This is a genomic window from Paenibacillus litoralis (genome assembly GCF_046244365.1).
Classification (GTDB): Bacteria; Bacillota; Bacilli; order Paenibacillales; family NBRC-103111; genus Paenibacillus_V.
In genome coordinates this window covers 6,912,034-6,937,307 of the sequence record NZ_CP176395.1, presented here as the reverse complement: position 1 = coordinate 6,937,307, position 25,274 = coordinate 6,912,034, and the positions used below count along the sequence as shown (strand labels likewise).

23 protein-coding genes are annotated in these 25,274 nt (G+C 54.2%); 15 read left to right on the top strand and 8 right to left on the bottom strand.

Annotated elements, in window-relative coordinates; genetic code table 11:
- Positions 1 to 36 precede the first annotated feature (36 nt).
- The gene (locus ACKGJP_RS29170; RefSeq protein ID WP_409342280.1) at positions 37 to 2,289 is read left to right on the top strand and encodes a helix-turn-helix domain-containing protein; all 2,253 of its coding nucleotides are present in this window, start codon (positions 37 to 39) and stop codon (positions 2,287 to 2,289) included.
- Between the two features lie 130 nt (positions 2,290 to 2,419).
- The gene (locus ACKGJP_RS29165) at positions 2,420 to 2,725 is read left to right on the top strand and encodes a hypothetical protein (protein ID WP_409342279.1); all 306 of its coding nucleotides are present in this window, start codon (positions 2,420 to 2,422) and stop codon (positions 2,723 to 2,725) included.
- A gap of 342 nt (positions 2,726 to 3,067) precedes the next feature.
- Here the strand turns inward: ACKGJP_RS29165 and ACKGJP_RS29160 are convergent, their stop codons facing one another.
- The 3 genes from ACKGJP_RS29160 to ylbJ form a co-directional block, all read right to left on the bottom strand.
- Positions 3,068 to 3,877, bottom strand: coding sequence for an NAD kinase (locus tag ACKGJP_RS29160; protein WP_409342278.1), 810 nt, complete (start codon positions 3,875 to 3,877; stop codon positions 3,068 to 3,070).
- Positions 3,878 to 3,951: 74 nt separating this feature from the next.
- Positions 3,952 to 4,626 carry a PilZ domain-containing protein gene (locus ACKGJP_RS29155; RefSeq protein WP_409342277.1) on the bottom strand — a complete coding sequence of 225 codons (675 nt, stop codon included), beginning with the start codon at positions 4,624 to 4,626 and terminating at the stop codon, positions 3,952 to 3,954.
- Positions 4,627 to 4,747: 121 nt separating this feature from the next.
- Entirely contained in the window at positions 4,748 to 5,995 is a 1,248-nt protein-coding gene (gene ylbJ / locus ACKGJP_RS29150) for a sporulation integral membrane protein YlbJ (protein ID WP_409342276.1), read from the bottom strand.
- A gap of 188 nt (positions 5,996 to 6,183) precedes the next feature.
- On the opposite strand from ylbJ, the gene ACKGJP_RS29145 reads away from it, so the two are divergent.
- Positions 6,184 to 6,579 carry a globin gene (locus tag ACKGJP_RS29145; protein WP_409342275.1) on the top strand — a complete coding sequence of 132 codons (396 nt, stop codon included), beginning with the start codon at positions 6,184 to 6,186 and terminating at the stop codon, positions 6,577 to 6,579.
- Between the two features lie 65 nt (positions 6,580 to 6,644).
- On the top strand, positions 6,645 to 7,355 hold the full coding sequence (locus ACKGJP_RS29140; RefSeq protein WP_409342274.1) for a DUF2225 domain-containing protein: 711 nt from the start codon (positions 6,645 to 6,647) through the stop codon (positions 7,353 to 7,355).
- 121 nt (positions 7,356 to 7,476) lie between these two features.
- Here the strand turns inward: ACKGJP_RS29140 and ACKGJP_RS29135 are convergent, their stop codons facing one another.
- From ACKGJP_RS29135 to ACKGJP_RS29125, 3 genes are all read right to left on the bottom strand, one after another.
- Positions 7,477 to 7,719, bottom strand: coding sequence for a hypothetical protein (locus ACKGJP_RS29135; RefSeq protein WP_409342273.1), 243 nt, complete (start codon positions 7,717 to 7,719; stop codon positions 7,477 to 7,479).
- Positions 7,716 to 7,898 (bottom strand): YycC family protein, encoded by a 183-nt coding sequence (locus tag ACKGJP_RS29130; RefSeq protein ID WP_409342272.1) that lies wholly within the window; start codon positions 7,896 to 7,898, stop codon positions 7,716 to 7,718. Before ACKGJP_RS29130 ends, ACKGJP_RS29135 begins: the two co-directional genes overlap by 4 nt.
- Before the next feature lie 123 nt (positions 7,899 to 8,021).
- Complete coding sequence (locus ACKGJP_RS29125) at positions 8,022 to 9,266, bottom strand: methyl-accepting chemotaxis protein (RefSeq protein WP_409342271.1); 1,245 nt, start codon at positions 9,264 to 9,266, stop codon at positions 8,022 to 8,024.
- Between the two features lie 269 nt (positions 9,267 to 9,535).
- Between ACKGJP_RS29125 and ACKGJP_RS29120 the strand changes: the two genes are divergently transcribed.
- Both ACKGJP_RS29120 and ACKGJP_RS29115 read left to right on the top strand, forming a co-directional pair.
- Complete coding sequence (locus ACKGJP_RS29120; protein WP_409342270.1) at positions 9,536 to 9,760, top strand: hypothetical protein; 225 nt, start codon at positions 9,536 to 9,538, stop codon at positions 9,758 to 9,760.
- A gap of 247 nt (positions 9,761 to 10,007) precedes the next feature.
- On the top strand, positions 10,008 to 10,409 hold the full coding sequence (locus ACKGJP_RS29115; protein WP_409342269.1) for an O-methyltransferase: 402 nt from the start codon (positions 10,008 to 10,010) through the stop codon (positions 10,407 to 10,409).
- Between the two features lie 132 nt (positions 10,410 to 10,541).
- Here ACKGJP_RS29115 and ACKGJP_RS29110 read toward each other — a convergent pair whose 3' ends face one another.
- Positions 10,542 to 10,775, bottom strand: coding sequence for a small, acid-soluble spore protein, alpha/beta type (locus ACKGJP_RS29110; protein ID WP_409347285.1), 234 nt, complete (start codon positions 10,773 to 10,775; stop codon positions 10,542 to 10,544).
- A gap of 209 nt (positions 10,776 to 10,984) precedes the next feature.
- On the opposite strand from ACKGJP_RS29110, the gene ACKGJP_RS29105 reads away from it, so the two are divergent.
- The 7 genes from ACKGJP_RS29105 to ACKGJP_RS29075 all read left to right on the top strand — a co-directional run bounded on the left by ACKGJP_RS29105 (position 10,985) and on the right by ACKGJP_RS29075 (position 21,163).
- Positions 10,985 to 11,479: a hypothetical protein gene (locus ACKGJP_RS29105; protein WP_409342268.1), complete on the top strand. Its 495-nt coding sequence runs from the start codon at positions 10,985 to 10,987 to the stop codon at positions 11,477 to 11,479.
- A gap of 313 nt (positions 11,480 to 11,792) precedes the next feature.
- Positions 11,793 to 12,758: an ABC transporter permease gene (locus tag ACKGJP_RS29100; RefSeq protein ID WP_409347284.1), complete on the top strand. Its 966-nt coding sequence runs from the start codon at positions 11,793 to 11,795 to the stop codon at positions 12,756 to 12,758.
- Between the two features lie 12 nt (positions 12,759 to 12,770).
- Complete coding sequence (locus tag ACKGJP_RS29095) at positions 12,771 to 13,661, top strand: carbohydrate ABC transporter permease (protein WP_409342267.1); 891 nt, start codon at positions 12,771 to 12,773, stop codon at positions 13,659 to 13,661.
- 136 nt (positions 13,662 to 13,797) lie between these two features.
- Positions 13,798 to 15,441, top strand: a complete 1,644-nt coding sequence (locus ACKGJP_RS29090) for an extracellular solute-binding protein (protein WP_409342266.1) — start codon at positions 13,798 to 13,800, stop codon at positions 15,439 to 15,441.
- Between the two features lie 97 nt (positions 15,442 to 15,538).
- Positions 15,539 to 17,311, top strand: a complete 1,773-nt coding sequence (locus ACKGJP_RS29085) for a sensor histidine kinase (protein WP_409342265.1) — start codon at positions 15,539 to 15,541, stop codon at positions 17,309 to 17,311.
- 49 nt (positions 17,312 to 17,360) lie between these two features.
- Complete coding sequence (locus ACKGJP_RS29080; RefSeq protein ID WP_409342264.1) at positions 17,361 to 18,953, top strand: response regulator; 1,593 nt, start codon at positions 17,361 to 17,363, stop codon at positions 18,951 to 18,953.
- 26 nt (positions 18,954 to 18,979) lie between these two features.
- Positions 18,980 to 21,163 (top strand): family 20 glycosylhydrolase, encoded by a 2,184-nt coding sequence (locus ACKGJP_RS29075; protein WP_409342263.1) that lies wholly within the window; start codon positions 18,980 to 18,982, stop codon positions 21,161 to 21,163.
- Between the two features lie 202 nt (positions 21,164 to 21,365).
- On the opposite strand, the gene ACKGJP_RS29070 is transcribed toward ACKGJP_RS29075, so the two are convergent.
- Entirely contained in the window at positions 21,366 to 22,316 is a 951-nt protein-coding gene (locus tag ACKGJP_RS29070; RefSeq protein WP_409342262.1) for an aldose 1-epimerase, read from the bottom strand.
- Positions 22,317 to 22,755: 439 nt separating this feature from the next.
- On the opposite strand from ACKGJP_RS29070, the gene ACKGJP_RS29065 reads away from it, so the two are divergent.
- Both ACKGJP_RS29065 and trpS read left to right on the top strand, forming a co-directional pair.
- Positions 22,756 to 23,805: an FUSC family protein gene (locus ACKGJP_RS29065; protein ID WP_409342261.1), complete on the top strand. Its 1,050-nt coding sequence runs from the start codon at positions 22,756 to 22,758 to the stop codon at positions 23,803 to 23,805.
- Positions 23,806 to 24,212: 407 nt separating this feature from the next.
- The gene (gene trpS / locus ACKGJP_RS29060; protein WP_409342260.1) at positions 24,213 to 25,199 is read left to right on the top strand and encodes a tryptophan--tRNA ligase; all 987 of its coding nucleotides are present in this window, start codon (positions 24,213 to 24,215) and stop codon (positions 25,197 to 25,199) included.
- The last annotated feature ends 75 nt before the right edge of the window (positions 25,200 to 25,274 follow it).

Genomic DNA, 25,274 nt, shown 5'->3' with positions numbered 1-25,274 from the left:
GTAAAAGTAATAACCGAAATCGGGAGGAAAGTCGGTATGATGCGAACCGCACTGCAGGTCAAATTGAAAATGCGTTCCGTTTTCGTCAAGCTGCTTATTCATTTTTTGATCATTATTTTGTTGTTCGTCTCGTTCAATATGTTTGCGCTCCGTTTGTTCCGCCAGGACATCCATGAGGAAATCCTCAAATACAACAACACGAACATGGCGAGTACGACGAACAGCTTCGAGCAATATTTTCAGCTGCTCAACAACGTTGCGCTTAACATGTATTTGAGCAATGCCTACTTCCAGAATGCCGGACGGCAAGCGGTCGATTACACGGAAACGTACAAGCTGATGACGGATTTGCAGAATACGGTGTCCAACCCGCAGCTGTTCCTGAACAATTTGTTCGTTTACGATAAGAAGCTGTCGCTCGTTCTGGAAAAATCGCGCGGAGCCTCGCCCGAAGGCATGTTTGGCGAGCACTATACCCATGCGAATTTTACATACGCGTTCTGGCAAAAGGAATTCGAGAGCTCGTTCGCCTTCAAGCTGTACCCGGCAGCCGAATTCGAACAAGCGTCCAGCATCCCGCCCGTCCTGCGAACCGGTCTTGTTATTCCTTATATGGTTAAAAGCAGCGTATATCCCGGGTATGTCATACTCGCCTTCATCGACGCCAAACAGCTGTACCAAGCGCTGCACCTATCCATCAACGATAACTTCTATATCCTCGACCCGCAGGGGATGCCGGTGTTTACGTCCGATTCCACGGGCGAGCGCAAGCTTCCCGAGCTGGAGCCGGGCAAGGACTGGGTGAAAACCGATCATTTTTATTATTTTTACGAAAAAGGGGCGAATACCGGCTTTACGTACGTGAACATCGTTCCCGACGACCGTATTTCCTCGCAGCTCCGGTACAATGTAACGCTTGTTGCGCTGCTGATCGTTTCGGTTATTATCAGCATTGCGGCTTCCGTGTTTTTCAGCATGCGGTTCAACAATCCGGTCAAAAAAATCGTCGAATCGATCCGCCACCTCAACGAGAAAAAAGAGCCGGGTGGGACCTTCAGCGAATTCGAGCTCATCAGCGAGAACATTGGCAGGATGCTGAAGCTTAACAAGGACGCGCTAAGCGATCTCGAAGAAAAGAAGAGCTTGCTGCGCTACCATTCGTTTATTAATAGGATGAAAAAAATACGCAGCGACAACCGCGATGCCGCGTCTGCGGAAGCCGACAACAAGCCTTTCCGCTTCCTGCTGTTTCAGCTGACCTTCAAAATGACGTTCTGGGAGGATATGCGCGGCGAGGAGGAGAGGGCGGCTTATTTCATCCGCGAATATTTGAACCAGGCGATCGGCAAAGAATTCGAGGATGCGCAAACGTTTCAGATCGAAGCCAATCAAATTCTTTCGATCGTATATGCGGACGGGGAGGACGAGCGCTGGAAGCAGATGCTGGAGCACATCCGAACGGTGCTGGCGACGGACAAAGGGTACTGCTTCTTTACGATTGCCGTGAGCTCGGTTTACGAGCATTCCGCGCAGATGACCGCGGCGTATGAGGAAGTGCTGCTGCGCGTCAAGCAGCGACCGTTCGACGACGAAACAAGAGTGCTTTACGGGGGCGACGGCAAGGAGGAACCGTTCCTGTTGAACGGAGGAATCGAGCAGGAGATCAACGTCAATCTGCGCGAGGGCAACGAAAGCCTTGTCCTGCAATCGCTCCGGCGCATCATGGGGCAAATGGCCAAAAAGCAGGCGAGCACGCTCCGTTTTCACCGCTTCGCCGAGGAGATGACCGACAAGATCGTCCGTCTGCTGCACGATATGCAGCTGGATACGCGCGCCGTAAGCGGGATGCCGGGGGCGATCCCCCAGCTGCAAACGATGGAGCAATTGGAAGGGTATTTTCAAACGGTGGTCGGCGAGGCCGCACTCATGATCCGGCTGAAAAAGGAAGAGCACGATCCGATCGTCAGCTTCGTGAACGATTATTTGGAGCGGCATTACGCGGAAGATATAACGCTCGATCTTGTAGCGGGCCATTTGAACATTACCGGCGGGTATTTGTCCACTTATTTCAAAGATCGAACAGGGACCAACTTCGTCGATTTCGTCGGCGATTTCCGGGTCAAGAAAGCGATGGATCTGCTCATGAATACGGAAATGAAGGTGCAGGATATCGCGACGAGCGTCGGTTATCAAACGATGAGTTCGTTCAACCGCACGTTCAAACGGTTTTCCGGCGTGACGCCGACGGAATACCGCAGAAATCCGAAGCGCGAGGAAGAAGTCGGGTAGGTAAACGGTTGTGCCGGGAAGGGAGCGGGAGGGGCTGACGCATATTTCATGGCGGTTTGGTATAGTGTGCGGCTGCTTCGTCATATTCTAATGGATAAGCGAAAGCGATAACGTTAGGAGGTTCTTGCAGATGCCAACGTCAAAGCTAATGAAATGGATAACGGGCGGACTGGAAGCGCTATTGGGCATTCCCTTTCTGGGGGGACTCATCGTCCTTTCCCTCTCTTGGGTGCCGCTGATCATTATGCTTGTCCTGCACATCGTCACGCTGGTCATTTCGGTGAACGAAAGATCCGGCAAGGCGGGGAGCGTCGTCGGGATCATTACGTCCTGTATCGCGTGGATTCCGTTCGTCGGGATGATCATGCATCTGATAACGGCCGTTCTGCTGTTAATCGACGCGGCCAAGAAGGATTCGTATAGCAAAACGTATTGATCTATCATAAATGGCCGGCTTAATGAGCCTTGCTTAAAGGAGCACGATTTCCGGAGCGTGCTCTTTTTTGTTTCGCCTTACCACCCCAAAAAAGAAAAAAGCAGGGGGAGCCCCTGCGGTTTCGGTTGCGGTTGAAAAATAGGAATGTCAGCTGACGGAAGTAGGGGGTGTCCCTTGGAGGAGCGCAAGCGATCGCCTTTGTGGGCGGGAAATGTCCGCGGTTAGGCGGCTTTCAATCCAAATTTCCCGAACACAAGAGCGGCCGGAAAGGGATACCCTCTACGTAGTTCAGCCGGACATTCTACTTTTCTCACTCATTAATCGCTATGCTACCCTGCTTTTTTATTTTTCCTCGAACCCGATGAACGCCTCGCGCACCCGATCCCAGAACGGAAAAGGACGGTAGCGGGCGAACCGTACTTTTTGCGTCGAGACCATCGTGCGGACGGAAACGACGTCGTTGCGGAGCGAAAGGTTATGGTCGACGGATAACACCAATTGATGCTTCCCTTTCGGGTAAATATCGCAATGATGATGCTTGGGCAAAATCATCGAAGAGCCGAGCGTCCGGTAGACGCGGTTGTTGATCGAGGCGATTTCGGCGATCTGAATGGCTTCGATAGCAGGATGAAGCAGCGCGCCGCCCAAGCTTTTGTTGTAGGCGGTACTGCCGGATGGCGTCGATATGCAGATGCCGTCGCCGCGGAACATTTCGAACATCTCGTCGTTAACGTTGAGCTGCGCCACAAGCATCTTCTCGACGCCTTTCAGCGTAAACTCGTTCAAGGCCAAATGCGATTCGGTTCCGGTTTCCGTCGTAATCGAAATATCGAGCAGCGGATATTGAACGATCTTTAGCTTGCTGATGGGGGCGGGCTGAATCATTAGCGCCAGAAGATACTCGATTTCGTCCGGCTTCCAGTCGGCGAAAAATCCGAGATGGCCCGTGTGGATCCCGACGAAAGCGATATGATCGATCTTCGTAACGAATTTGTGGAAGGCATGCAGCATGGTGCCGTCGCCGCCGATCGAAAGGACGATATCGGGCTTGTCCTCGTCCAGCTTCAGTCCATGGTTGGCAGCGAGCTTGTGAAAGTGTTCGGCTAGACGCTGGGAAGCCTCGTCCCCGCGGTCCACAACGAAATAGTTCAAGCGACAGTCCTCCTCAATCTATAAAGCGTATGCCAAAAGCGAATTTCGTAAGCGGCGGGCCAAGGACTTGCTGCTCATGCGTGCCGCTCGCAGTAAGCATGGATTCGTTGCAGCAGCGATTCCGGAGTATCGCGGAATTCGAGCGCGACCCTGTAGGAATCGATGCTGTAAGGGGTAACGCGGAGCACCTCGCCCGATACTAGAAACTTCTCCTCCTCATCCGGCAGGTGAAACGATACCTCCAGGAAGAGCGGTTTAAACATACGGGAATTGGTGACGAGGGCTAGTCCGCCTGCGCATAAATCGAGCATGGTTCCCGTAAACGAAATGCCGTGCTTTGCCGAATTGGAGCGGATGCCCACGATTTTGCACATGACAGGCGTTTTGACGGGTAGCGTTATCCGGTTATACCTTCGATTTTGAAAAAGATGCAGCTCTTCCGGCGCCGATAGCGTCAGCAAGCATTTGCCTTTATGCGTTTCCATTTGGAGCAGCTGCACGAACGAATAAAATTGGACGCCGCGTTCGCGGAACGAATACTCCACGAAGGTGACGTGCTCCAATCGGTCGAACGGATTTTGAGCGCGAATGTCAAAGCTGACCGTCAATTGCTTGTCGGTCACCTTCTCGATGCGAAAGCTGTCCTCATAGCAGAACGGCCCGCCTTCCTTCGTCTCGCCGACGACGATCAGCTGGCAATCGGTATCAGGTATGACCATATCTTGCGTAAGGACATCGTTCCATTTCATAGGATCACCAAGTTGTTGGAATTGCCATCCATCGGATGGACTAATTTCATAATAAACAATTACTTTTTAGAACACAATGCTTATCCTGTGCTGTAGGCACCATCTTATGTATAAGACAGGCTCAGGAGGAAAATCGTTTCCCTATCCCTTTGATTATTGCAAAGATGACGGAAAAAGCGAGAAGCAGGGCGACGGCTGCGGCAAACAGCATAAGCAGCGCGGGCAATGCGGTTCCCCATTCCAAGCGAGGACCTCCTTCTGAAGACCTAAGCGAGGCCAGCGCCGTCAATGCGGCGGATTGTACGGGCTGCAGCCGGTCCCAAAGAAGAAGTACCGCGCCGGCCGATAAAATACCGTGAAGGAGCCGCGCAACAACGAATGGCGTATAGCGGAAGGGAGTGCGGTAGAGTAAGCTGACGATCTGCGCATGGACGGAAAAGCCGGCCCAAGAGAGCACGAATGCAGCGGCAGACACTTGGTACATGAGCGGTATGGAGGCGCCTCCGGCTCCGGCCGCTTTCGCCCCGAGCGTGACTTCAAACAATCCGCTGATGATGGCTTCGGCGAGCGGCCCCGGCATGCCGAACAAGCCCAGTATGGTGCCGATGGCGGCGGATAAATAGTCGAGAAAGTGAGTGACGCGCATGGCCTCGAGCACGACGGAGAAAAAAACGACCAGTCCGCCTACGACCATAATGAGCTGAATGGCGATTTTGATCGCCTGATTGAGCATCGTGCCGACTACGCGCCCGTCTCGCAGCCTTGCCTCGTGCATAGCGGCGAAGGCCCGTTTGAGCAGCGATTGTTCTTTGGGGGGGCGCTTGTACGAACGGCTTGATGAGGTTGGCTCCGCTTTCCCTCCCCGGCCGTGAAACCGCATGAGGAAGCCAAGCAGCACGGCGCTCCCGTAATGAGCGGCAGCCAGCACGACAGCCAGCCTGACATCGTGAAAGAAACCGACCGACACGGCGCCGATCAAAAAAATCGGATCCGATGTCGTCGTGAATGCGACCAGACGCTCGCCTTCTTCGCGGTTGACAAGGTTTTGATCCCATAGTTGGGAGGTGAGCCGCGCGGCGACCGGATAACCGGATGCAAAGCCCATGGCCATTACGAAGCCCCCGATGCCGGGGACGCGGAACAAAGGCCTCATGAGCGGATCGAGCAGCATGCCGAAAAAGTGTACCAGCCCGAAGCCGAGCATCAGCTCCGCAATGACGAAGAAGGGGAACAGGGCGGGAAACAGCACGTCCCACCAAATGGCGATGCCTCTCGTTGCCGCTGCCGTTCCCTCAGAGGGGAATGCGATCATGAAAAGCCCCACCGCAAGCAGCGCCAGAGCTAGCATATGAAATGGCTTTAAGCGCATCAAGTACCTCCCGGCTGTCCGGCGTTTGATTGAACCTGCTGGTCGGCGGACAGACTACACTTCAAGATATGAATGAACAAGGACATCCATGACGCTTTATGCTACAATACGAGTAAACGTAAAAGTTTCCGCTGGCGCCCCGTATGGATTCGGGACGAGCAGCCATTCCACAGCAGGAGAACGATCCTATGAGCGAAGCGAACAAGTTGACCATATATGAAGCGATCGGCGGCGAACAGGCCGTTCGCCGTATCGTTGAAGCGTTCTATCCGAAGGTGCAGGCGCATCCCGATCTGGGCCCTTTGTTTCCCGAAAATATTTTGCCGGTCATGGACAAGCAGTTCATGTTTCTTTCGCAATTTTTCGGCGGACCTTCGTTATTTTCGGACGAATACGGCCATCCGATGATGCGTGCGCGGCACATGCCGTTCCCGATCACGCCGAAGCGCGCGAATGCGTGGCTGAGCTGTATGAAAGCGGCGCTCGAAGAGATCGGGATCGACGAGACGCTCCGGCAGGTGGTGCTTGAGCGGCTGCAAGGGCCGGCTTATCATTTTGTCAACACGGACGATTCGTCCGGCTAAGCTTGACCTGCACCTATCCTGGCAATTGTGCCACTTACGGTTAAGAAGGAAAGGATGATCGGCGGATGACGGCTGTCGAACCGTTATTTCAAACGCAAGTGACCTGCATGTATTGCGAAAGCGTCTTTGAATCCTCGCGCGTTCGGCCAAGCTTCAAAAAGCCGAGCGGCAGCGATACGGACTTTTATTTAAGGTATAAAGAAGTAAACCCGGACTACTATGTGGTCAAGGTGTGCCCGGTCTGCGGGTTTGCCAGCACCGAAAACTTCTCCGACCGGTTCACCGCATCGCAGCGGAAAACGTTCGAAGAGAGAGTGAGGAGCAACTGGTCCATGCGGGATTACGGGGGCAAACGCGGCTGGGACGAGGCGATGCAGACGTTCAAGCTCGCCCTTCTCTGCGCGCAGATCAAGCAGGAGAAGGACCGGATTATTGCGGGCATGCTTCACCATATCGCCTGGCTGTGGAGAGAGAAGGGAGACCGCGAGCAGGAGCAGCGTTTCCTGGAACATGCTTTAAGCGCTTACGTCAAGGTTTACGAAACGGAAGGCGCGGATGTGAATAACGCCAGGCTGATGTATTTGATCGGGGAGCTGAGCCGGCGGACCGGACAGTATAAGGATGCGGTTCTATGGTTCGGGCGGGTAATCAACGACAAGAAAATCATGGACTCCGCAATGATTCGCGCCAGCCGGGAGCAATGGGTCGCCACGCGGGAAGATATGATCGAGGCTCAAATGGAGCTGCCTGATGAAATGAAACAAAACACGAAGTAGTCCTTCATCGTACATACGTAGTGATGCGAAAGCAAACGAATAAACCTCCGATCCGCTATATGGATTCGGAGGTTTATTCGTTCTTTCAATGGGCTTTTTCGCTTTGTGCCGGTATCCCGGATTACATCTTGCCGTTCCGAATCGGCCGGTCGCTGAGCAAGTAATCGTTATCCGTATCGACAACCGTCATTTTGTTATGGCAGCACGGGAAGACGAGAAGCTTCTTGCGTCCGTCCCGGATTTCCGGCAGCTCTTCCTTTTTCAATTTCAGCAGAACGTTAGCGGCTTGACAAAACGGGCATTCCTGCACGTAAATGTCTTGTCCCATCGTTTCGTACGGCCAAGTGTTGGCAAAAGGAATCATGATTGCTGCTCCGGACCGCTCTTGTCCGGGCTTGCGGATTCCGCCGGCGTTTGCTTGGCCAGCTCCGCCATCTTCTGCAGCAATATATGCTGCGGCATATGCATCAAATGCTCAAGCGGCACGCCAAGCGCTTTTGCCAGCTTTACCGCCGTATCCGGCGAGATTTGTAAAGGTTTCATCGAATAAACCGCCTTTCTGCCTGTGCTACATGCATTCATTTAAACATACGGCCGGCCTTCGATCAAGGGCGGGGTTCCCGGCAAGCAGCAAAGGCTGCCCGCAGGCAGCCTTCGGCTCGAACGCTATAGCTTGAAAATTTGAATCGCTTTCTGAAGCTGATTGGCCGAAGAGGCCATATTTTCGGACTGCTTGACCATGCCTTGCACCGCGGCGATCTGCTCGTTCATGGAAGCGGAAACCTCTTCGGTACCGGCGGCGGATTCCTCCGTAATCGCCGAGATGTTTTCCATCGTCGCCGAAATGGTTTGCGCCCGTTCCAGCATCAAGTCGCTTTCCTTGGCGAAGGAGTAAATCTGCTTCGTAATGAATTGAATGCTGTCGACGATTTCAGAGAAAATTTTCTCCGTCTCGGAGATCAGCGTCGTTTGCTCCCGAACGATGCTTTCATTCGTTTGAATGTTGTGAAGCGCTTGGTCGATGCTTTGCTGGATGCTGCGAACCAGGCCGAATACTTCTTTGGTCGACGCCGTCGATTCCACGGCGAGTTTGCGCACCTCCTGGGCGACGACGGCAAACCCTTTGCCGTGCTCGCCGGCGCGTGCCGCTTCGATGGAAGCGTTGAGCGAGAGGAGGTTCGTCTGCTCGGCAATATCGGATATCGTGCGCGTAATGCGCGAGATATTGTTCGCTTGCTTGGCCAGAAGATCGATGGCCGACGACACCATGGTCGTCGCTTCTACGTTACGTTTCATCCCTTCATTTTGAGATTCGACCGCTACCCGTCCTTTATCGACGAGATCCACCATTTTGTCGGAGTGCAGGTTCATGTCCTTGGTCGAATGCGCGTAATCGGTAACGCGCGTTTCGATATCCTTGATCGCAACGGAGATGTTCCCTACCTCTTCCGAAATTTGATTGGCTCCGGCAGCCAGCTCGCCTGCGGATGTCGTCACTTGTCCGATGACTTCCATCAGGTTCTTGTTCTGCAGGAAGCTGTCCTGGCTTGCTTCCGCTACCGTCTTGGAGGTCGCTGACGTTTCCTTCAAAATGTCCTTCAGCCTGTCGATCATCTTGTTGAAGGAATCGGCCAGCTCGCCAAGGGCGTCGTCGGAATTTATGTACACTTTCTGCGAAAAATCGCCTTTGGCGATGTTCATCGCGCTTCTGGTGATGTTGTCGATCGGTTCTGTAAGCGCTCTCTCCAACCAGTTAATAAAAGGATAGCTGAGTCCGAAAAACGCGAGCACAAGAAGAACGCCCAGCCATGAATGCGTGAAGATGACGAACAAAACCGATAAAACCGTCACCAGCGCATAGCAGCCGATTTGGAGCTTTCTCTTGAAAGATTTTCCGTAGAACCAACCCATACGTTCGACAACTCCTTCGACATGACATTGATATGTATCCTAGATTATACCATCGCCTTATCGATTGGTCTATGAAATTTAGTACCCGCGGCTAGTGCCAGAAACCCTAGTATAGGCCGTGGTGCCCTTTTATAATAAATATATAGGCACCCCCGCATTGACGGATGACGGTGCGAATGCTGTAGAAAAAATTGTCAGGATCGAACGATAGATGCGTCTTATGTCGAGGGATCGAAAGATAGGGAGATAGGAAAGGGAGAGTGAGTCCGATGACACTGGGAAATTGCAAGAGATGCGGAACTCTCTATTTGCAGACGAGAACGCCATACTGCAGCGATTGTCAGACCGTTCAGAACGAAATGTATATACAGGTGCGCGATTACGTAAAGCGGAACCCGAAGAGTACGATGCTTGATATTCACGAGAACACCGGCATTCCGATCGCCAAGCTGCTGGAACTGAATAAAGAGGACTACGTGCCGTTCGGAAGGTAAGGGATGCATCCCGGTATGGCTGGCACGGAAATCTTCATCCATCACCCTTGAATAGGGCTATAGACCGGGACGGACGAGCATTCGCCGTCTTTTTTCGCGTTTGTGCCTAATTTTTCATAAATATGCAAATTAGTGTTGAATTAGGAAAGAGGTCCTCGTATAATGTGACATAAGACCTGCATAACTTACATATATTTTACACAACTGAGTCGAATTTACCATCCTACTAGCGAAAGGAGGGAATTTGATGTATTTGGAACAACTGCCATTGACTAAGCAACTTGAAGTCGTTTTCCGCGAAGTAAAGGAAGAGTTGAGCCGGATGACGTCGGGCGTGGTGTTCGTGCAGATCCGCAACAATATCGTTGGCAAATTCGGATGCCGCCACTATCCGGTCGAGAGCAAAGGCGGCTTGCTGCAAGTGAGCGACGCCGGGCTGTCGGAGACGCATCTGCAATCGTTCCGCAAGATGGCGATGGAAGCCCTTCGCCACAAGCATCACTGGACGCACGGTGAAATCGTGTTCGAATTTGCGCTGAAGCAGAATACGCTTCACGCAAGCGTCCAGTTCGAATCGAACTACAACATGGCTACGCTGTTTGTTTCCAAAGACTCGCGCAAGGGCGTAAAAGAAAAAGAACTGCATTAGCACTAATTCCTTATAATAATCGTAATGCGCCTCTGCCGAGGCGCTTTTTTAGTTGCCGCTTGCCCGGCATCGGCTATGGAAACATGAAAAAAGGTGACGGTAGTCACCTTTTTCATTCGAAGCGTTATGTGTTTAGCGGGAGAATTGTCCTGCCAATTGCTGCTCGGCGATTTGTACGAGGCGGCGTGTGATATAACCACCGATCGCACCCGTGTCGCGAGTAGCCATGTAACCGTAGTATCCGTCCTGCGGGATTTGAATGCCCAGTTCTTGCGCCACCTCATATTTCAGCTGATCGAGAGCAGCGTTTGCTTGAGGGACGACAAGAGAGTTGCTGGAGCGGTTTTGTCCTTGTCCTTGAGCCATCATTATCACCTCCTGTACAGGTATTATGAACCAATTCAGAAAAGTTACTCCAAAAATAATTGGTAATTTTAACCTGAATGTTGTGGGAGGAATCCTTCGAAAAAAGCCGGCGCAAGGAGGCGGGTTGTCAGCCGCCGCCGCAAGATGATACGATTACGCTAAAGTTCCTTTTGCGGCAGCGATGGCGCAAACGGGAAGAGGAGACGGAGATGCTGACATTATCTTTTGCCAATTTGTCGTTCGATAAAGATTTACAAATCATCCATGCCGATGTCCGCTTCGAGATCGAAGGCAGCGTGCTGGTCGAAGAGCCGGTTTGCGTCGACGTCGGGCTCCCTGCGCTGTTGTTGAGCGCTCTCGAGGATACGGAGCCGAACCGCTGGGCGCCTGCCGACGAGTGGATGAGGATGCCTTTCTTCGTATGCGGCTGCGGAGACCCGGAATGCAGAGGGTTTTCGTTCGCGGCGAAACATACGGATGGCGGCCGCTTGGACATTCGGGAGGTAGATGAACGCCAAGGGGACGAGTACAGGACCTTGGATCATTTCGTTGTGGATGCGCGAGCGTATAGGGAGCAGGTGCTGAAGGCCGGCCGGACGTTTCTCGACTTCGTTGCGGAGCTCGACTACCGTCCGTATTTTGCGGATACGGTTGCCGTCGTCCGGGAGCTGGTCAAGCGGCTGGAGGCCGCCCAGGCAGCTTGAGCATTATGGACGGAAGAGAGCGTCCGGCTCCGGCAAGCCGGGATTCCCGCCGGGCGATGAGGCTTGTGCGTTCTGTGCCGGCGTTGCACGAAAGAGTAAAAAGGTAGCGAAAAACACCGGGATCCGCCTTCATGAAGAGCGGTTCCGGTGTTTTTGTTATGCCGATCATTCCGGATCGGATATCGGAGGAAGTACAACTTCACGGGGGCGATCGTACAGCTAGCCGGGTTGTTGCGGCGGTTGCAGGCGGCTCATAATGAAGACACACCCGGAAAGCACTCGGGGAAGCATGTGAAGACAAGGGGTGAGCGACATCGCTAACATACCGGTAAAACAATCGTTATCCGTTCATCGCAATGCGGGAAGCCCAAAAGGAGCGTTTCGGAAGCTCGCCTCGCAGTACCAGCTGTTGCTCATGTCGGTTCCGTTCGTCCTGCTGCTCATTCTGTTCAGCTACGTTCCGCTGTGGGGCTGGATTATGGCGTTTCAAAAATATTATCCGGCCAAAGGCATACTCGGCAGCTCGTTCGTCGGCTTCGATAACTTCAAACTGCTGTTCGAGGACGATCATTTTTACCTTGTCCTCCGCAATACGCTCGTCATGAGCTTCATGAGCTTGATTGTCGGTTTCGGCGGGGCGATCGGGCTGGCGCTATTGCTTAACGAGGTGCGCGTCAGTTTCTTCAAGCGGACGATACAGACGGTAACCTACATCCCGCACTTCGTCTCGATGGTCGTCATCGCCAACATCGTGCTGACCTTTCTGTCGCCGGACGGCGGGTTCGTGAATCAGATGCTGATGAAGTTCGGTCTGATTGACACGCCTATTTATTTTATGGGCAAGGGCGAGTGGTTCTGGGTCATTCATACCGTAGTCGGCTTATGGAAGGAGCTCGGCTGGAGCACGATCATCTATCTTGCGGTGATTTCGGGTTTGAATCCGGAGATGTACGAGGCTGCGGAGGTGGATGGAGCGGGACGATGGCAAAAAATGTGGCGGATTTCCATTCCGGGCTTGCTGCCTACGGCAATCATTCTGCTTATTTTATCGGTCGGCTCGCTGATCAATACGGGCTATGAATCGCAATTTTTGCTCGGCAACCCGCTTGTGATCGATTATTCGGAAGTGCTCGATTTGTATGCGCTTAATTTATCGTTCGGATCGGGGCAATATTCGGTGGGCGTGGCGCTCGGCATGTTCAAAAGTCTGGTGAGTCTCGTGCTTGTGTTCACGGTGAATTACTTCGCCAGAAAAGCCGGACAAGCCAGAATCGTTTAAGGAGGGACGGACATGCGCAAATCGTATGGAACGGCCGGATATGTGTTTGACAGCTTCAACTATTTGCTGCTTGCGTTGCTCGGCATCGCCACCTTGTACCCGTTTCTCAATCTGTTCGCGGTTTCGCTGAACGATCCGATGGACACGATTCGCGGGCAGGTGTATGTGTGGCCGAACGCGTTTACTTGGAACAATTATCTCATCGTCTTTCAGAACGACGGCCTGCTCGGCGCGACGCTCCGCTCGGTCGTACGGACGCTGGCCGGTACGTTTCTGTCGGTCGCCTGCACGGCTATGCTAGCTTTTACGCTGTCCCGCAGGGAATACGTCTTGCGCAAGTGGCTCAATTTCATTCTGATCATCAGCATGTACGTGAGCGGCGGTATCATTCCCGGGTATTTGCTTATCAAAAGCTTAGGGATGACGAATTCGTTCTGGGTGTACATCATTCCCGGACTGATCAGCGTCTATAACGCTCTGATAATCCGTTCATACTTCGACTCGCTTCCGGAAGGGTTGATGGAGTCGGCCAAAATCGACGGCGCGAGCGATTTGCAGCTCTTTTACCGGATCGCGATCCCTTGCAGCTTGCCCGTGCTCGCAACGGTGACGCTGTTCGTGTCGGTAGGCCACTGGAACGCATGGTTCGATAATTACTTATACAATACGAGGCCCAATCTAAGTCTGCTGCAGTACGAGCTGATGAAAATATTGATTCAATCGACGTCGCAGGTGACCTCCAACGCAACCGGCTACGTCGATAAAGAGGTGCTCCGGGCGACGACGCCGCAATCGATTCGCGCAACGATGACCATCATCGTCACGCTGCCGATCTTGTTCGTCTACCCGTTCATGCAGCGTTTTTTCATCAAGGGCATTATGGTCGGATCCATGAAAGAGTAGCAGCTTCGCTCTTTCCCTGCGTTATGAAAGCGCTTGAATGGATCGGCCGGCCAAGACGCGGCGATCGACGAAGCGTGCGGTTGTAAGACGGCCTGCCGCTTCGATGATATAATTCCAATAAGAGAGGGTGTCATGCATGAAAAAAGGATTGGCCGTTACGATGTCCGTTGTGCTCGTTTCCTCCGTTCTGGCTGCCTGCGGAAAGAACGAAGAAGGAAGTACTTCTCCGCAGCCGTCGGCCGGCTCCCAGGCGAATGCAGCCAAGGAAACCGCGAAGTATACGATCAGCACGTCCGACCCGAAATTAAAATGGGATACGCCGATCGGCAAGCTGCTTACGGAGAAAACAGGCGTCCAGTTCGAATACGTTCCCGTCCTTCCGTCCGATCAGCAGAAGTACGACATATGGCTGGCATCGGGCGATTATCCGGATGTCGTTACATACGGGCGCGCCGAGAAATACCGCGACGGCGGGGCGCTCATTCCGCTCGAAACGCTGATCGACAAATACGGGCCGAACATCAAGAAGAAATTCGGCAAGTTTTATGACCTGCTGCGCGACAAGGACGGCCACATTTATACGCTGTACAACGTCAATCTCGCGCAAGAGACGCCGGCCAACGTGCAATCCTCGTTTGCCGTTCAGTACGATGTGCTGAAGGAAGCCGGTTATCCGGAAGTCAAGACGCTCGATCAATTGTTTGACGTACTGAAAGCGTACTACGACAAACATCCGACCGTCGACGGCCAAGAGGTCGTTGCGTTCTCTGGAGCGGGTCCCGACCTTACGTTCAACAACCCGGCGATCAATGCCGCGGGTTTGCCGGATCACGGCCGTTTCTACATCGACGCTTCCAATAATGTTCATCTGGCGCTGACAGCCGATTTTACGAAGGATTACTACAAATTTTTGAACAAGCTGCAAAATGCCGGCATGCTCGACAAAGAAATTTTCAGCTTGAATTACGAAACGATGGGCGCTAAAATTGCGCAAGGCCGCGTACTTGCCGGCTACGTGCCGCAGTGGGTGCTGACCAGTCCGGAGCAATCCCTTGTAGCGGCGGGCAAAGCAAGCAAGCAATACGCCAAACTGTCCGTGTATTTCAACGATAAAGTTGCGGATCATTCCAACACCGTTGTAGCCAGCGGCTCGAACAACAACTGGGGCATTACCAAAAATGCCAAGAACCCGGAGCGGATCATCCAGTTTATCGATTTCCTCTTTACCGACGAAGGGCAAAAGCTGATCAACTGGGGCATCGAGGGACAGCATTACGATCTCGTCGATGGAAAGCGCGTACGCAAGCAAGAGTACATCGACAAGGTGAAGGCGGATCCCGATTATGCGGTCAAGGAAGGCACGAGCGGCATTTACACCCGATTCAGCTTCGGCGACGGCGCCAAGCTTGACGACGGCGACTATGCGACGCCGACTACGACAGCGTTTATTCAGAAAAACTACGATCAGCCGACGAAGGACATTTTGGCGAAATACGGCAAGAAGGTGTGGGCGGATTTCCTGCCGAAGCCGGAATACATCCCCGCATACTTGTGGCAACTGAATGCGCCGGAGGAAGTGAACGCCATCTTCAAGAAGATCGAAGGCATCTGGGTGAAGGAAACGCCGAAGGTTATTTTGGCGAAGTCCCCGGAGGAATTCGAGAAGGCATGGTCGAGCCTTGTCGCCGAAATCGACAAAGGCGGTCAGAAGAAGCTGGAGCAATTGTGGACCGACACGTGGAAGACTTATGTCGACAGCTACAATAAGACGGTTAAATAACCGAATGACGGATACCGGACATCCTGCGCGCGGCAGGGTGTTCGGCGTTTCTATATAAGACCCGCATCGATAGGCGGCAGGAAAGGCGTGGTCACGCTTGAAAATCCGCACGAAAATATTTATGGCCAATACGCTGGTCGCCATCATCTTGCTAGGGTCGCTAACTTTTCTGACGACGCGCTACAGCAGCAATCTTCTGATCAAGAAGATGGAGGAGGACGTCGGCTACGCGGTCTCCCAGCTGGCGGAGAACGTCGACAATATGCTGCAATCGTACGAGCAGGTCGTCGATGCGCAGTATGCGAACACCGATTTGAAGGAGCTTATCACCAAACGATACGACTCCTATCTCGATTCTTACGAAGTCTATTTGGACCATTACACGCCTTCCGTCAACTGGGTGCGGGCATCGCTTCGCAACGTGCTGAGAGTTATGGTATATACGGACAATCCGACCTTTCAATTCGCGGACGTCAAGCTGATCGACGATTCCGTGCGGCAAGCCGAGTGGTATAAGATGGGCAAACGTTCCGATAAACCGCTCGTGAAGACGTGGACGTATTTGGGGCAGGACATGTACTACCGGTTCGGCGTGTTCCGCTTGACGCAGAAGGCGAGCAGCGAGACGAACGGCGGCGAAATGTACATGGCCATCGATTTGGCCGATCTCGTCCTGTACGATCTCGTGGCCAAGGAGAACGAGAAGCAGCGATTTATTATCGTTCTGCCGGACGGGCATGTGGTGGTCGACAATTACGAGCGGAGCAGGCAGGAGCAGCGATTGAGCGATTACCCGTTCCATAACCAGCTGGAGAACGTATCTTCCTATTCGGGAATCTTTAAGGACGAGGGCAAGCAATATTTGCTCTCGATGAAAGAGCTCGGTTCGCGGGCCAGCGTACGAGGCCTGAAGGTCATCAACCTGACGCCGATCGACGAGCTGCGTTCCAAAGTGAGCGAAATGCAGCGGATCGCCGTCATTCTTTTTATCGCTGCGATGCTTGCTTCCGTTATGCTCATGTATGCGATCTCGACAGGGCTGACGAAGCGGCTTATGGTGCTGGTCAGTAAAATCCGCAGGACGAACACGGACAATCTGCAGTCGTTAGTCGAAATCAAGGGCAACGATGAAATCAGCCAGCTCGGGCACGTATTCAACGACATGATGCAGCGTATGGATAAGCTGATCAAGGATATGTACGAGGCGGAAATCAATAGCAAAGAGCTAGAGCTGAAGACGAAGGAGTCCGAGCTGTATGCGCTGCAAACCCAGATCAATCCGCATTATTTGTTCAATACGCTGAACGCCATCCGCGGCAATTTGCTGGAGAGAGGGGACGGGGCGAACGCTGAAATCATCTATCTGCTGGCTCAATCCTTCCGCAATGTGCTCGGGCGGGGCGGCCATATCGTCAGGCTCAGCGAAGAGCTCGAAATTGTCGAAACGTATTTGCGCATCCAGCAGTTCCGTTTCGGCGAGCGGCTGACTTACCGGATCGAAGTGCCGAAGGAGCTGCAAAGATTCGCCGTTCCGCGTCTGTCGCTGCAAACCCTGGTGGAAAATGCGATCGTCCATGCGCTTGAGAAAAGCAAGAAGAAGACGCACATCCGGGTCTATGCGCTAGTATTGGACGACGAGCGGTACAGCGTCACGGTGGCCGACAACGGACCGGGCATGTCTCCCGAACGATTGGCCGAAACGGCTGCAAGAATGAACGAGGAAACGGATTCCGCGGAAGGCAAAAGTATCGGGCTGCGCAACATTCATCGCCGAATCGGCCATTTATACGGCCCGGCTTACGGGCTCCGGTTGAAAAGCGAACCGGGCGAAGGGCTCAAGGCAACGATCGAGCTTCCGGCGGATGAGTAGGCAATGTGTCAAAAAGAATGGTCCAGATCCGTCGAGGGTGGTGAGAATCATGTTGAAGGTGCTGCTGGTGGACGACGAGCCCGGTGCGCTGAAAGCGATGAAATATTTGCTGGAATGGGAGCCGCTCGGCTTCACGATCGCCGGTGAGGCGACGGATGGCGAAGAGGCGCTGGAGGCGCTTCGGCGGCAAGCGTTCGATTTGATGATTACCGATATCCGGATGCCGGAGATGAGCGGTCTCGACCTGATACGCCGCGTGCGGGAGTTCTCGCGCATACCGGTCATCGTCATGAGCGGGTATGAGGAGTTCGATTACATCAGGCAGTGCATGAGCTATGGCGTTAAAGACTATTTGCTTAAGCCGGTTTCGCGAGACGACGTGAACCGGCTGCTTGGAGCGGTTAAACAAGAAATCGCGCATGAACATTTGCTGGCCAAACAGCTGTACCTCGGCATCCCTGCGATGCGGGATCAAATGCTCAAGAAGTGGGTGCACGGCTTTTTGCGAAACCGGGAGGAAGACGAACAGTTTGCTCTCTTGCATATTGAGGTGGCGGACAGCCAGACGTTCCGCTGCCTCATCGCCGAAATGGATTTTATGGAGGAGTCCGACTCGATCTGGACCGACGAAGAAATCCAAATAAAACGTTTTGCGGTACGCAACGTCATGGAGGAAGTCATCAGCGGATTCGGCTATATGTTCGAAGAAGCGGACGACCGGTACGGCGTCGTGCTTCACGGTACGGAATCGGCGTGGAACGAGCCGGCTACGATGGCGTTGTGCGCGAAAATCGTCGAGTGCGTCGACAGATTCGCGAAGGTGCCGGTCACGATCGGCGTCGGCGAAACGGTGCATGCGCAGAAGGATGTCGTCAAATCGTTCCATACGGCGGATCACATGGCGGAGCGCAAGTTCCTGCTCGGCAGCCGTTCGATTATTACGCCGGAACGGTTTGCCGCGGAGGACGGCAAACAGAGCTTGCTGCAGGTGCAGGAAGTGCAGACGATCGTCGAAGCGGTCAGAAGCCTGGAACGCGATGAAGTCGGCACGCTCCTGGAAACGCAGCGCCGGCGTTTTGCCGATTGCGATGCGCCGAAGCAGGTCGTGCAAACCGCCGTCTTCGAGCTGCTGGTCAACCTGTTCCGCATGGCACGGGAGCAGGGAGGACCGCTCCAGGGCATTTTCGATGCGGAGCTGGACGACTACAGCGCCATCATGGAAGCAAGAACGATCGACAAGCTGTACGAGTTCGCTTTATGCAAATGCGAGCAAACGATGCGGTCTTTGATTTCGGTTCAACCCATGCAGCCCATGACCGCGGTCGAGCAAGTAAAGCGAATCGTATCGGAGCAGTACGGCGGCAATTTGAGCCTGCGGAGTATCGGCGATCAAATTTTCATGAATGCGGCATACCTCGGGCGCCTGTTTAAGGCGGAGGAAGAAGTTTCGTTCAACGACTATTTGCTGATGGTACGCATGGAGCGGGCGAAGGAGCTGCTGCGAACGACCGACAAAAAAGCGTATGAAATCGCACTTGAGGTCGGGTACCGGGAACACGACTGGTTCTATAAAAAATTTAAAGATTACGCCGGCATGAGTACGAGCGATTACCGTACGAAATGGCGGACGTTCGAGTCATAACCATACTTGACGGGAGGTTACCCGCTATGAAGGATAACTTGTTATTGCTGCCGATGCCGCAGCATGTAGAATGGTTGACAGGCGCCTATCGTTTGACCGAAAACGCGTGTATGACGCTGCCGGAGCTTAACGAGGAGGATTCGCCGATATGGGCGACGATCGCGAAGGAGCTGAAAGCCGAAGCGGCCGGCGACGGAAGCCGGGCGGCTATTCGGCTTCGCGCGTTCGGGGAGGGGCCCGGCGGAACGGAGGACGGCGCCGTTTGGTTAAGCGGTTTGCGCCGGTTTGCGGAAGCTCCCGAAGGCTATGTGCTAGCAATCGGCACGGAAGGCATCGACCTATGGGCAAGCGCGCCGGCCGGTTATCTGTACGGGGCGATGACGCTCAAGCAGCTGAAGCGGCAGTTCGGAAGCGAGCTCCCGTGTTTGCGGATCGGCGATGCGCCGACGATGGCTCACCGGGGGATGCAGATCGCGCTTGCGCAAGGGATGACCGAATACCGGAAAGACTATATGGAGCATCTCGTGCAGGTGTTGGCAGGCTGGAAAATGAACGCGCTTTACTTGTACATGGAGACGTTCTTCGACTTTCCTTCGGAGCCGCATTTGGGCGGGCCGGGCGCGATGACTGCCGACGACGCCCGTTCGCTCGACAGCTTATGTCAGGCATATCATATCAAGCTGATCCCGCAGCTGAACCTGCTGGCGCACTGCGGCGAGCTCTTATCCTTGCAGAAATACCATCATCTTTCCGAATGCGGCAGCGACAAAGACTTTCGCACCGCCAGTCCTTACACGATGTGTGCAAGCTCGCCGGAGGTGCTTGCCCTTTCCGACAGGCTGCTCGGCGACATTTTGGACTGCTTCAGCGCCGACATCGTTTGCGTGGGGGGCGACGAGGTCGAGAGCCTCGGCGAATGCCCGCGCTGCAAGCCGAAGCTGGAGGAGAAAGGCAAGATCGGCATTTACGTCGATCATTTCTCACGCATCAAAAGCATCGTAAACGCCCGCGGCCGCCAAATCGGCATTTGGGGGGACATGCTGATCGGACACTTCGCCAAGTCGACGGCCGATGAGAGACGGTATGCCGTCGACGCTCTCGCCCAAGGCTCCGTCATCTACGATTGGCATTACACGGGCGGATCGTACGATACGCTTCAGGCATTCGCGGAAGCCGGGTTCGAAACGATCGCTTGCGCATCCACGAACCTGTGCTATTCGGCATCCGTCAACCTGGCGCAGATCGGCAAGCACCGGGAGCTTTTCGCCGACGCGGAAGCCGCAGGCGCATTAGGCGGAATGACGACGGCATGGGTGAACGCTTACGGCTTGCACGAGGAGCAGATGAACGTGCTTATTGCCGCGGATGCCGGCATGCTTTGGTCGGGCCCATCGAAGATATATACGGAGCTGGAAGCAGCCGCGGCCGGCGAAACGTTCGAGCGCGCGTATGCTCTTCAGCGATATGGGCTTGCGACAACCGCGATCGCCGACTATTTCCGCGTTACCGGCGACGAGGACGGGGCCGTGCTGCGCCACTTGGCGCCACTGAACGGCGTCGACATTCGCAAATGCTTGTACCAGACGGACAACGTGCTGATGATGTGGAAGCTGTACAGTCTTATATTGGGCGGCGAGAAGCTGGAACGGTATGAAGCCGGAATCCGCCAGGCAAGGGAGCTTTGGGATCGCGTGGCGGCGGAGGCGGAGGAACGCCGGCACGAAGGCGAAGGACGTTTCCTGACGCTGCAGGAAGGGCCGGTGCTCATGCATGAGCATCTGGCGAAACGGTTCCGCATGACGGAAGACGTGTATGCGCATTATGATCGCGCGGCCAAGGCACAGTATGCCGATGAAGCCGCCTTTCGGAGCGAGCTGGGGACCGCAGCGGAACGATTGCTTGACCATTTGGCCGATTTTGCGCCGGTGGAACGGTATGTGTCGGAGGTGCACGATAAGCTGGGGCTGGAATCGTCCACGCTGCTCCGCTTGGAAGCGACCAAGCGGAAGATGCGCGAGCTGGCCGATTTCCTCGCCCATTTGGCGGCGTCGGATCGCCCGCTGCCTGCTTTCGTCGCGCTGCACGACGTTTTCATGAGGCCTTTCTATACGCCATGGTTTATCGATAGGCAGCATGAGTGGGCGACCGGACCGGAGCGGTTCCGCCGATTCAGCGTACAGGACGGGGCTTGGAAGGCGAATGCGTTTTAGAAGAGTTGAGACGAAAAAATATAACCAACATGGAGGACCGAATAAACCGAATAAGGGGCGCGAAGTAGAACTGGGGTATGTATCGTCATCGACATGGCGTTTCTTATAGCGTAAAAACAGCGGGAAATCGGAACGTTTTCGTATGTTCCGATCTTCCGCTGTCTCTGTTTTATGATCAGCAAGCCTAGACCTTTGCCTGACCTTATCCCCGATACGCAATCTCCATCACTATCTTGAGCTCCAGCGTTTCCCCCGGCGCGATGGCGCGAAGTCCGGTTACTTCCGGATCGAGCGGCACATTCGGCGCATTGGTCACCCAAGTGTATGGCTCCAAACAAATGATTTCGTCCGCGACTCCTTTGGTGTAAATGACCCACTGCTTGAAAGGCCCCTCCCCGCGGTAGCGGATTTCGTAGCCTTCCTTGGACAATATGGCCTCGCAAGGGTTGTCCCCGATTTGAAAGACGGTGTCCAGATCTTGTCCGTCCAAATTTATTCCCCGGGCAATGTTCGACAATTCTCCAAGCGGCTTCCGTTCGCCTGTAGGCATCAGATCGCCGTTCAGCTCCCAAATCGATTCGACAGGCAGGGTAAGCGACCATTTCGCCGGTTCGTTATCGAGCAGAAACCACGTATGTACGCCGTAGCCGAATGGTGCGGCCTTCTTGCTGTTGTTCGTCGCCCGCACGCGCTGCACGAGCGTCGTTCCGCTCAGCTCGTACGTCATTTCAATGCGCACCTCGTGGGGGTACTGAGCCAGTACGTCCGGATGAGCGGCCGTGTCGAGCACGGATGTGACGGACAGCGTATCGCCGTTGTCCTCCGTTGCGGTTACTTCCCACGGGTGGTTGCGGAGGAATCCGTGAATATGATGCCCTTGCGGGGTATTGATGTCCAGCTGATACGTTTGACCTTCATATTCGAACCGCCCGTTCCGGATCCGGTTCGGCGGCATCATCAGAGGCGTTCCGTAATGGCCGGGATTATCGATCAGGGCTTGCGGTTCGGGCGGTACGCGGAGAACTTCCCGCTGTGCGGTTTTATCCCACATCCGGTACAAATTGTTGCCTAGCGAAGGACATAGGGCGACGAGCAGCTTGTCGTTCTCCAGGGTAACGACCGGAGTGCCGTGCCATTGTTCGCGATTGATCATCTTCTTACAACTCCCTTCGAAAATGGTTGCCCGTAAAGGAAAGCGACGACATGCACAGGCTTGGTTTCATCCGTATTTGGGCATTGTGCACGTTTGCATAGCTTGCTTTTTCCATTGTAGCAGAGCATGGCGGTACTGCCAATGGATGGCTCGAACGGGAAAAGACTCGATTTCGCAAGAAGAGCAGATCCCGTTTCTGGAGCGAAGGACGGTACTTGGACCGCCCGGACCGCATTATTTTCCCGTTACAAGCGAGCTCTATACTATGCGATCGTCCAAACCTAATATACCAAGCAATTGTATATCGCCGAATTTGAAATCCGACCATTGTCACTTATATGTTATATAATATCACGATAACGTGACGCGTGTATTGCATTATCGTATATTGTGTTAATATATATAACATAAACATTTGGGTGAGGGGAGAAATTCAGCTATGGGCATCGGACTTCGCGTTCTCAAAACCGTCATCTCGGTCGCTATCAGCATTACACTGGCGCGTTTGCTGCGTTTGGACCCGGCGCATTTTGCCGGCATCATTTCGATTCTTGCGGTGCAGCCGTCCGTATTCCGTTCGCTGCACCATTCGCTGTCGCACATTGCCAGCGCACTGTTCGCGGCCCTGTTCGGCATCGCCGTATGCGAGCTGTTCGGCAATTGGTCGATCGTGATCGCCGCCGTTTCCTTCGTCGTAATGGCCATCCACATCAAGCTGAAAAGAACCGGGTCGCTTCAGCTTGCCGTCATCGTCACGATCAATACAATGGGGACGTTCAGCCAGCTTTCCGGGAGCGCGGCCTATAATCAGATCATGCTTGTCCTCATCGGCATGATCGTAGGTACGGTCGTCAACGTGATCATCAAGCCCGTTCACCGCGAACGGGAGGAGGTGCTGCTCGCGAAATCCGAGAGCATGCTCCGGGTGCTGCTGCACTACGTGCGGCTTGATCTGAAAACCGACAAAATGACGCCCTACCGGCCCTACATGCGCGACCAGATCGAAGAAGTGCGGGCATATATCGAGAAGGGAAAGGCCGTCTCCCAGCTCATTAGGGAAGACCGCTGGCTGCGGCGTGGAGAAGAGGCGGAGACGGCTTCGCTGTTCGACACGTACGAATCGATGGTCGAGCGCATTCGCGATATGATCAAGGCGCTGCAGAAGGCGGACCTGAACCATCCGGAGGCCGAACGGCTCGTTCAAGCCATTACGCTGACGATCCACGTTCAAGAGCGGATGCTGGCCGGTCAAAAGGCTCCGGTCTCGATGCTGCTCCGTTCGCTGCATCCGGACGAGAAGCGCCGTTATGCCGATCATCGCGATCTGCAGCAAGTATTCGCCTATTTTCAGGCATACGAAGCGTTATCGGAATACATGAGCGAGTTTGCCGCTTCGCAGGAGACCGCGAAGTCCGTCAGCCTGAAGAAGCTGGCCCGCATTCGCAAGGCGGCGTCGGTGCGCCATGATTCGGCATTTTCGGCGAGATAGACGGACGCTGTTGACTTTTTATAATCGCGGGGTATAATGAGTAGTAATTTTATAAGTTGTTTTGCGTTGAGAGGAAAGAGTAGAAAGCGAATGCGTCTCTTCAGAGAGCCGGGGTGCTGAGAAGCCGGTGTGATGCGCCTTTCGAATGGGTCCTTGAGCATAAAGCCGAACACGGCATCCGAGTAGCCATCGTGTCCAAAGCGAGGCGAACGATGCGGCCAGTAGGTTGAACGGCAGCTCCCCGTTAGCGGAGCGATAAGGCTTTCCGCCTGCGATGTCATGCGTTCCGCATCAGATGCTCGAACGCGCGAGGTGGAAGCGAATTAGGGTGGCACCACGGTCTCTCGTCCCTTGCGGCGGGAGGCCTTTTTGTATTGTTTTGGACCAAAATCAGGAGGCGATAATCAATGAAACGAGTACTATCAGGCATTCAACCGAGCGGGCAGCTGACGCTGGGAAACTACATCGGCGCGCTGCAAAATTTCGTGAAGCTGCAGGAGGATCACGAATGCTTCTTCATGGTGGTTGACCTGCATGCGGTAACGGTTCCTCAGGAGCCTGCCGCTCTTCGCGAGCAGATCGAATCGGTAGCGGCTTTGTTCGTGGCTTGCGGGATTAACCCGGATAAATCGGCGTTGTTCCTCCAGTCACATGTCCCGGCCCATCCGGAGCTCGGCTGGTTGATGACGACGCTTGCCTATATGGGCGAGCTTGAGCGTATGACGCAGTTCAAGGAGAAGTCCGCCGGCAAGGAGTCGATCGGCGCGGGATTGTTCGTTTATCCGGCTCTGATGGCTGCCGATATTCTGGTCTACAATGCGGATCTCGTTCCGGTAGGCGACGACCAGAAGCAGCATTTGGAGCTGACACGGGATCTGGCGCAGCGCTTCAATCAGCGGTACGGCGATTTGTTCACGGTACCGGAGCCTTATATTCCGAAGGTCGGCGCGCGTATTATGTCCCTGGACGACGCATCCAAAAAGATGAGCAAAAGCAACCCGAACCCGGGCAGCTTTATCGCGATGCTCGACGAGCCGGACGTGATCCGCAAGAAGCTCAGCCGCGCGGTGACCGACTCCGGGCGCGAGGTCAAATACGACCCGCAAAACAAGCCGGAAGTGAGCAACCTGATGAGCATTTATACGTATTGCTCGGGCATGTCGCTTGACGAAATCGAAGCCAAGTACGAGGGCCAAGGCTACGGCGCCTTCAAAAAAGATTTGGCCGAGCATGTCGTGGCGACGCTGGAGCCGATCCAGAAACGCTATAAAGAAATACGCGAGAGCGGGGAACTTGCCTCGATCCTGCGCAAAGGCGCGGAACGGGCTGCAGCCGCGGCAAATCCGCTGCTTCGCGAAGCGAAGGAACGGATGGGCTTCGTCCTTCCGCAATAAGCCTGCAGTAAGAAGAGCCGTCCTCAGGGACGGCTCTTTGTCATTTGGGACGGCTGCTCTGCAAGGCTTGTGCTT

Coding starts and splice junctions, on each gene's coding strand:
- ACKGJP_RS29115 (WP_409342269.1), top strand. CDS start 10,008: ATGTATTTGGAACAACTGCCATTGACTAAGCAACTTGAAGTCGTTTTC.
- trpS (WP_409342260.1), top strand. CDS start 24,213: ATGAAACGAGTACTATCAGGCATTCAACCGAGCGGGCAGCTGACGCTG.
- ACKGJP_RS29095 (WP_409342267.1), top strand. CDS start 12,771: ATGCGCAAATCGTATGGAACGGCCGGATATGTGTTTGACAGCTTCAAC.
- ACKGJP_RS29130 (WP_409342272.1), bottom strand. CDS start 7,898: ATGAAACCTTTACAAATCTCGCCGGATACGGCGGTAAAGCTGGCAAAA.
- ACKGJP_RS29070 (WP_409342262.1), bottom strand. CDS start 22,316: ATGATCAATCGCGAACAATGGCACGGCACTCCGGTCGTTACCCTGGAG.
- ACKGJP_RS29105 (WP_409342268.1), top strand. CDS start 10,985: ATGCTGACATTATCTTTTGCCAATTTGTCGTTCGATAAAGATTTACAA.
- ACKGJP_RS29075 (WP_409342263.1), top strand. CDS start 18,980: ATGAAGGATAACTTGTTATTGCTGCCGATGCCGCAGCATGTAGAATGG.
- ACKGJP_RS29125 (WP_409342271.1), bottom strand. CDS start 9,266: ATGGGTTGGTTCTACGGAAAATCTTTCAAGAGAAAGCTCCAAATCGGC.
- ACKGJP_RS29170 (WP_409342280.1), top strand. CDS start 37: ATGATGCGAACCGCACTGCAGGTCAAATTGAAAATGCGTTCCGTTTTC.
- ACKGJP_RS29120 (WP_409342270.1), top strand. CDS start 9,536: ATGACACTGGGAAATTGCAAGAGATGCGGAACTCTCTATTTGCAGACG.
- ACKGJP_RS29140 (WP_409342274.1), top strand. CDS start 6,645: ATGACGGCTGTCGAACCGTTATTTCAAACGCAAGTGACCTGCATGTAT.
- ACKGJP_RS29135 (WP_409342273.1), bottom strand. CDS start 7,719: ATGATTCCTTTTGCCAACACTTGGCCGTACGAAACGATGGGACAAGAC.
- ACKGJP_RS29165 (WP_409342279.1), top strand. CDS start 2,420: ATGCCAACGTCAAAGCTAATGAAATGGATAACGGGCGGACTGGAAGCG.
- ACKGJP_RS29080 (WP_409342264.1), top strand. CDS start 17,361: ATGTTGAAGGTGCTGCTGGTGGACGACGAGCCCGGTGCGCTGAAAGCG.
- ACKGJP_RS29090 (WP_409342266.1), top strand. CDS start 13,798: ATGAAAAAAGGATTGGCCGTTACGATGTCCGTTGTGCTCGTTTCCTCC.
- ylbJ (WP_409342276.1), bottom strand. CDS start 5,995: ATGCGCTTAAAGCCATTTCATATGCTAGCTCTGGCGCTGCTTGCGGTG.
- ACKGJP_RS29155 (WP_409342277.1), bottom strand. CDS start 4,626: ATGAAATGGAACGATGTCCTTACGCAAGATATGGTCATACCTGATACC.
- ACKGJP_RS29145 (WP_409342275.1), top strand. CDS start 6,184: ATGAGCGAAGCGAACAAGTTGACCATATATGAAGCGATCGGCGGCGAA.
- ACKGJP_RS29110 (WP_409347285.1), bottom strand. CDS start 10,775: ATGGCTCAAGGACAAGGACAAAACCGCTCCAGCAACTCTCTTGTCGTC.
- ACKGJP_RS29065 (WP_409342261.1), top strand. CDS start 22,756: ATGGGCATCGGACTTCGCGTTCTCAAAACCGTCATCTCGGTCGCTATC.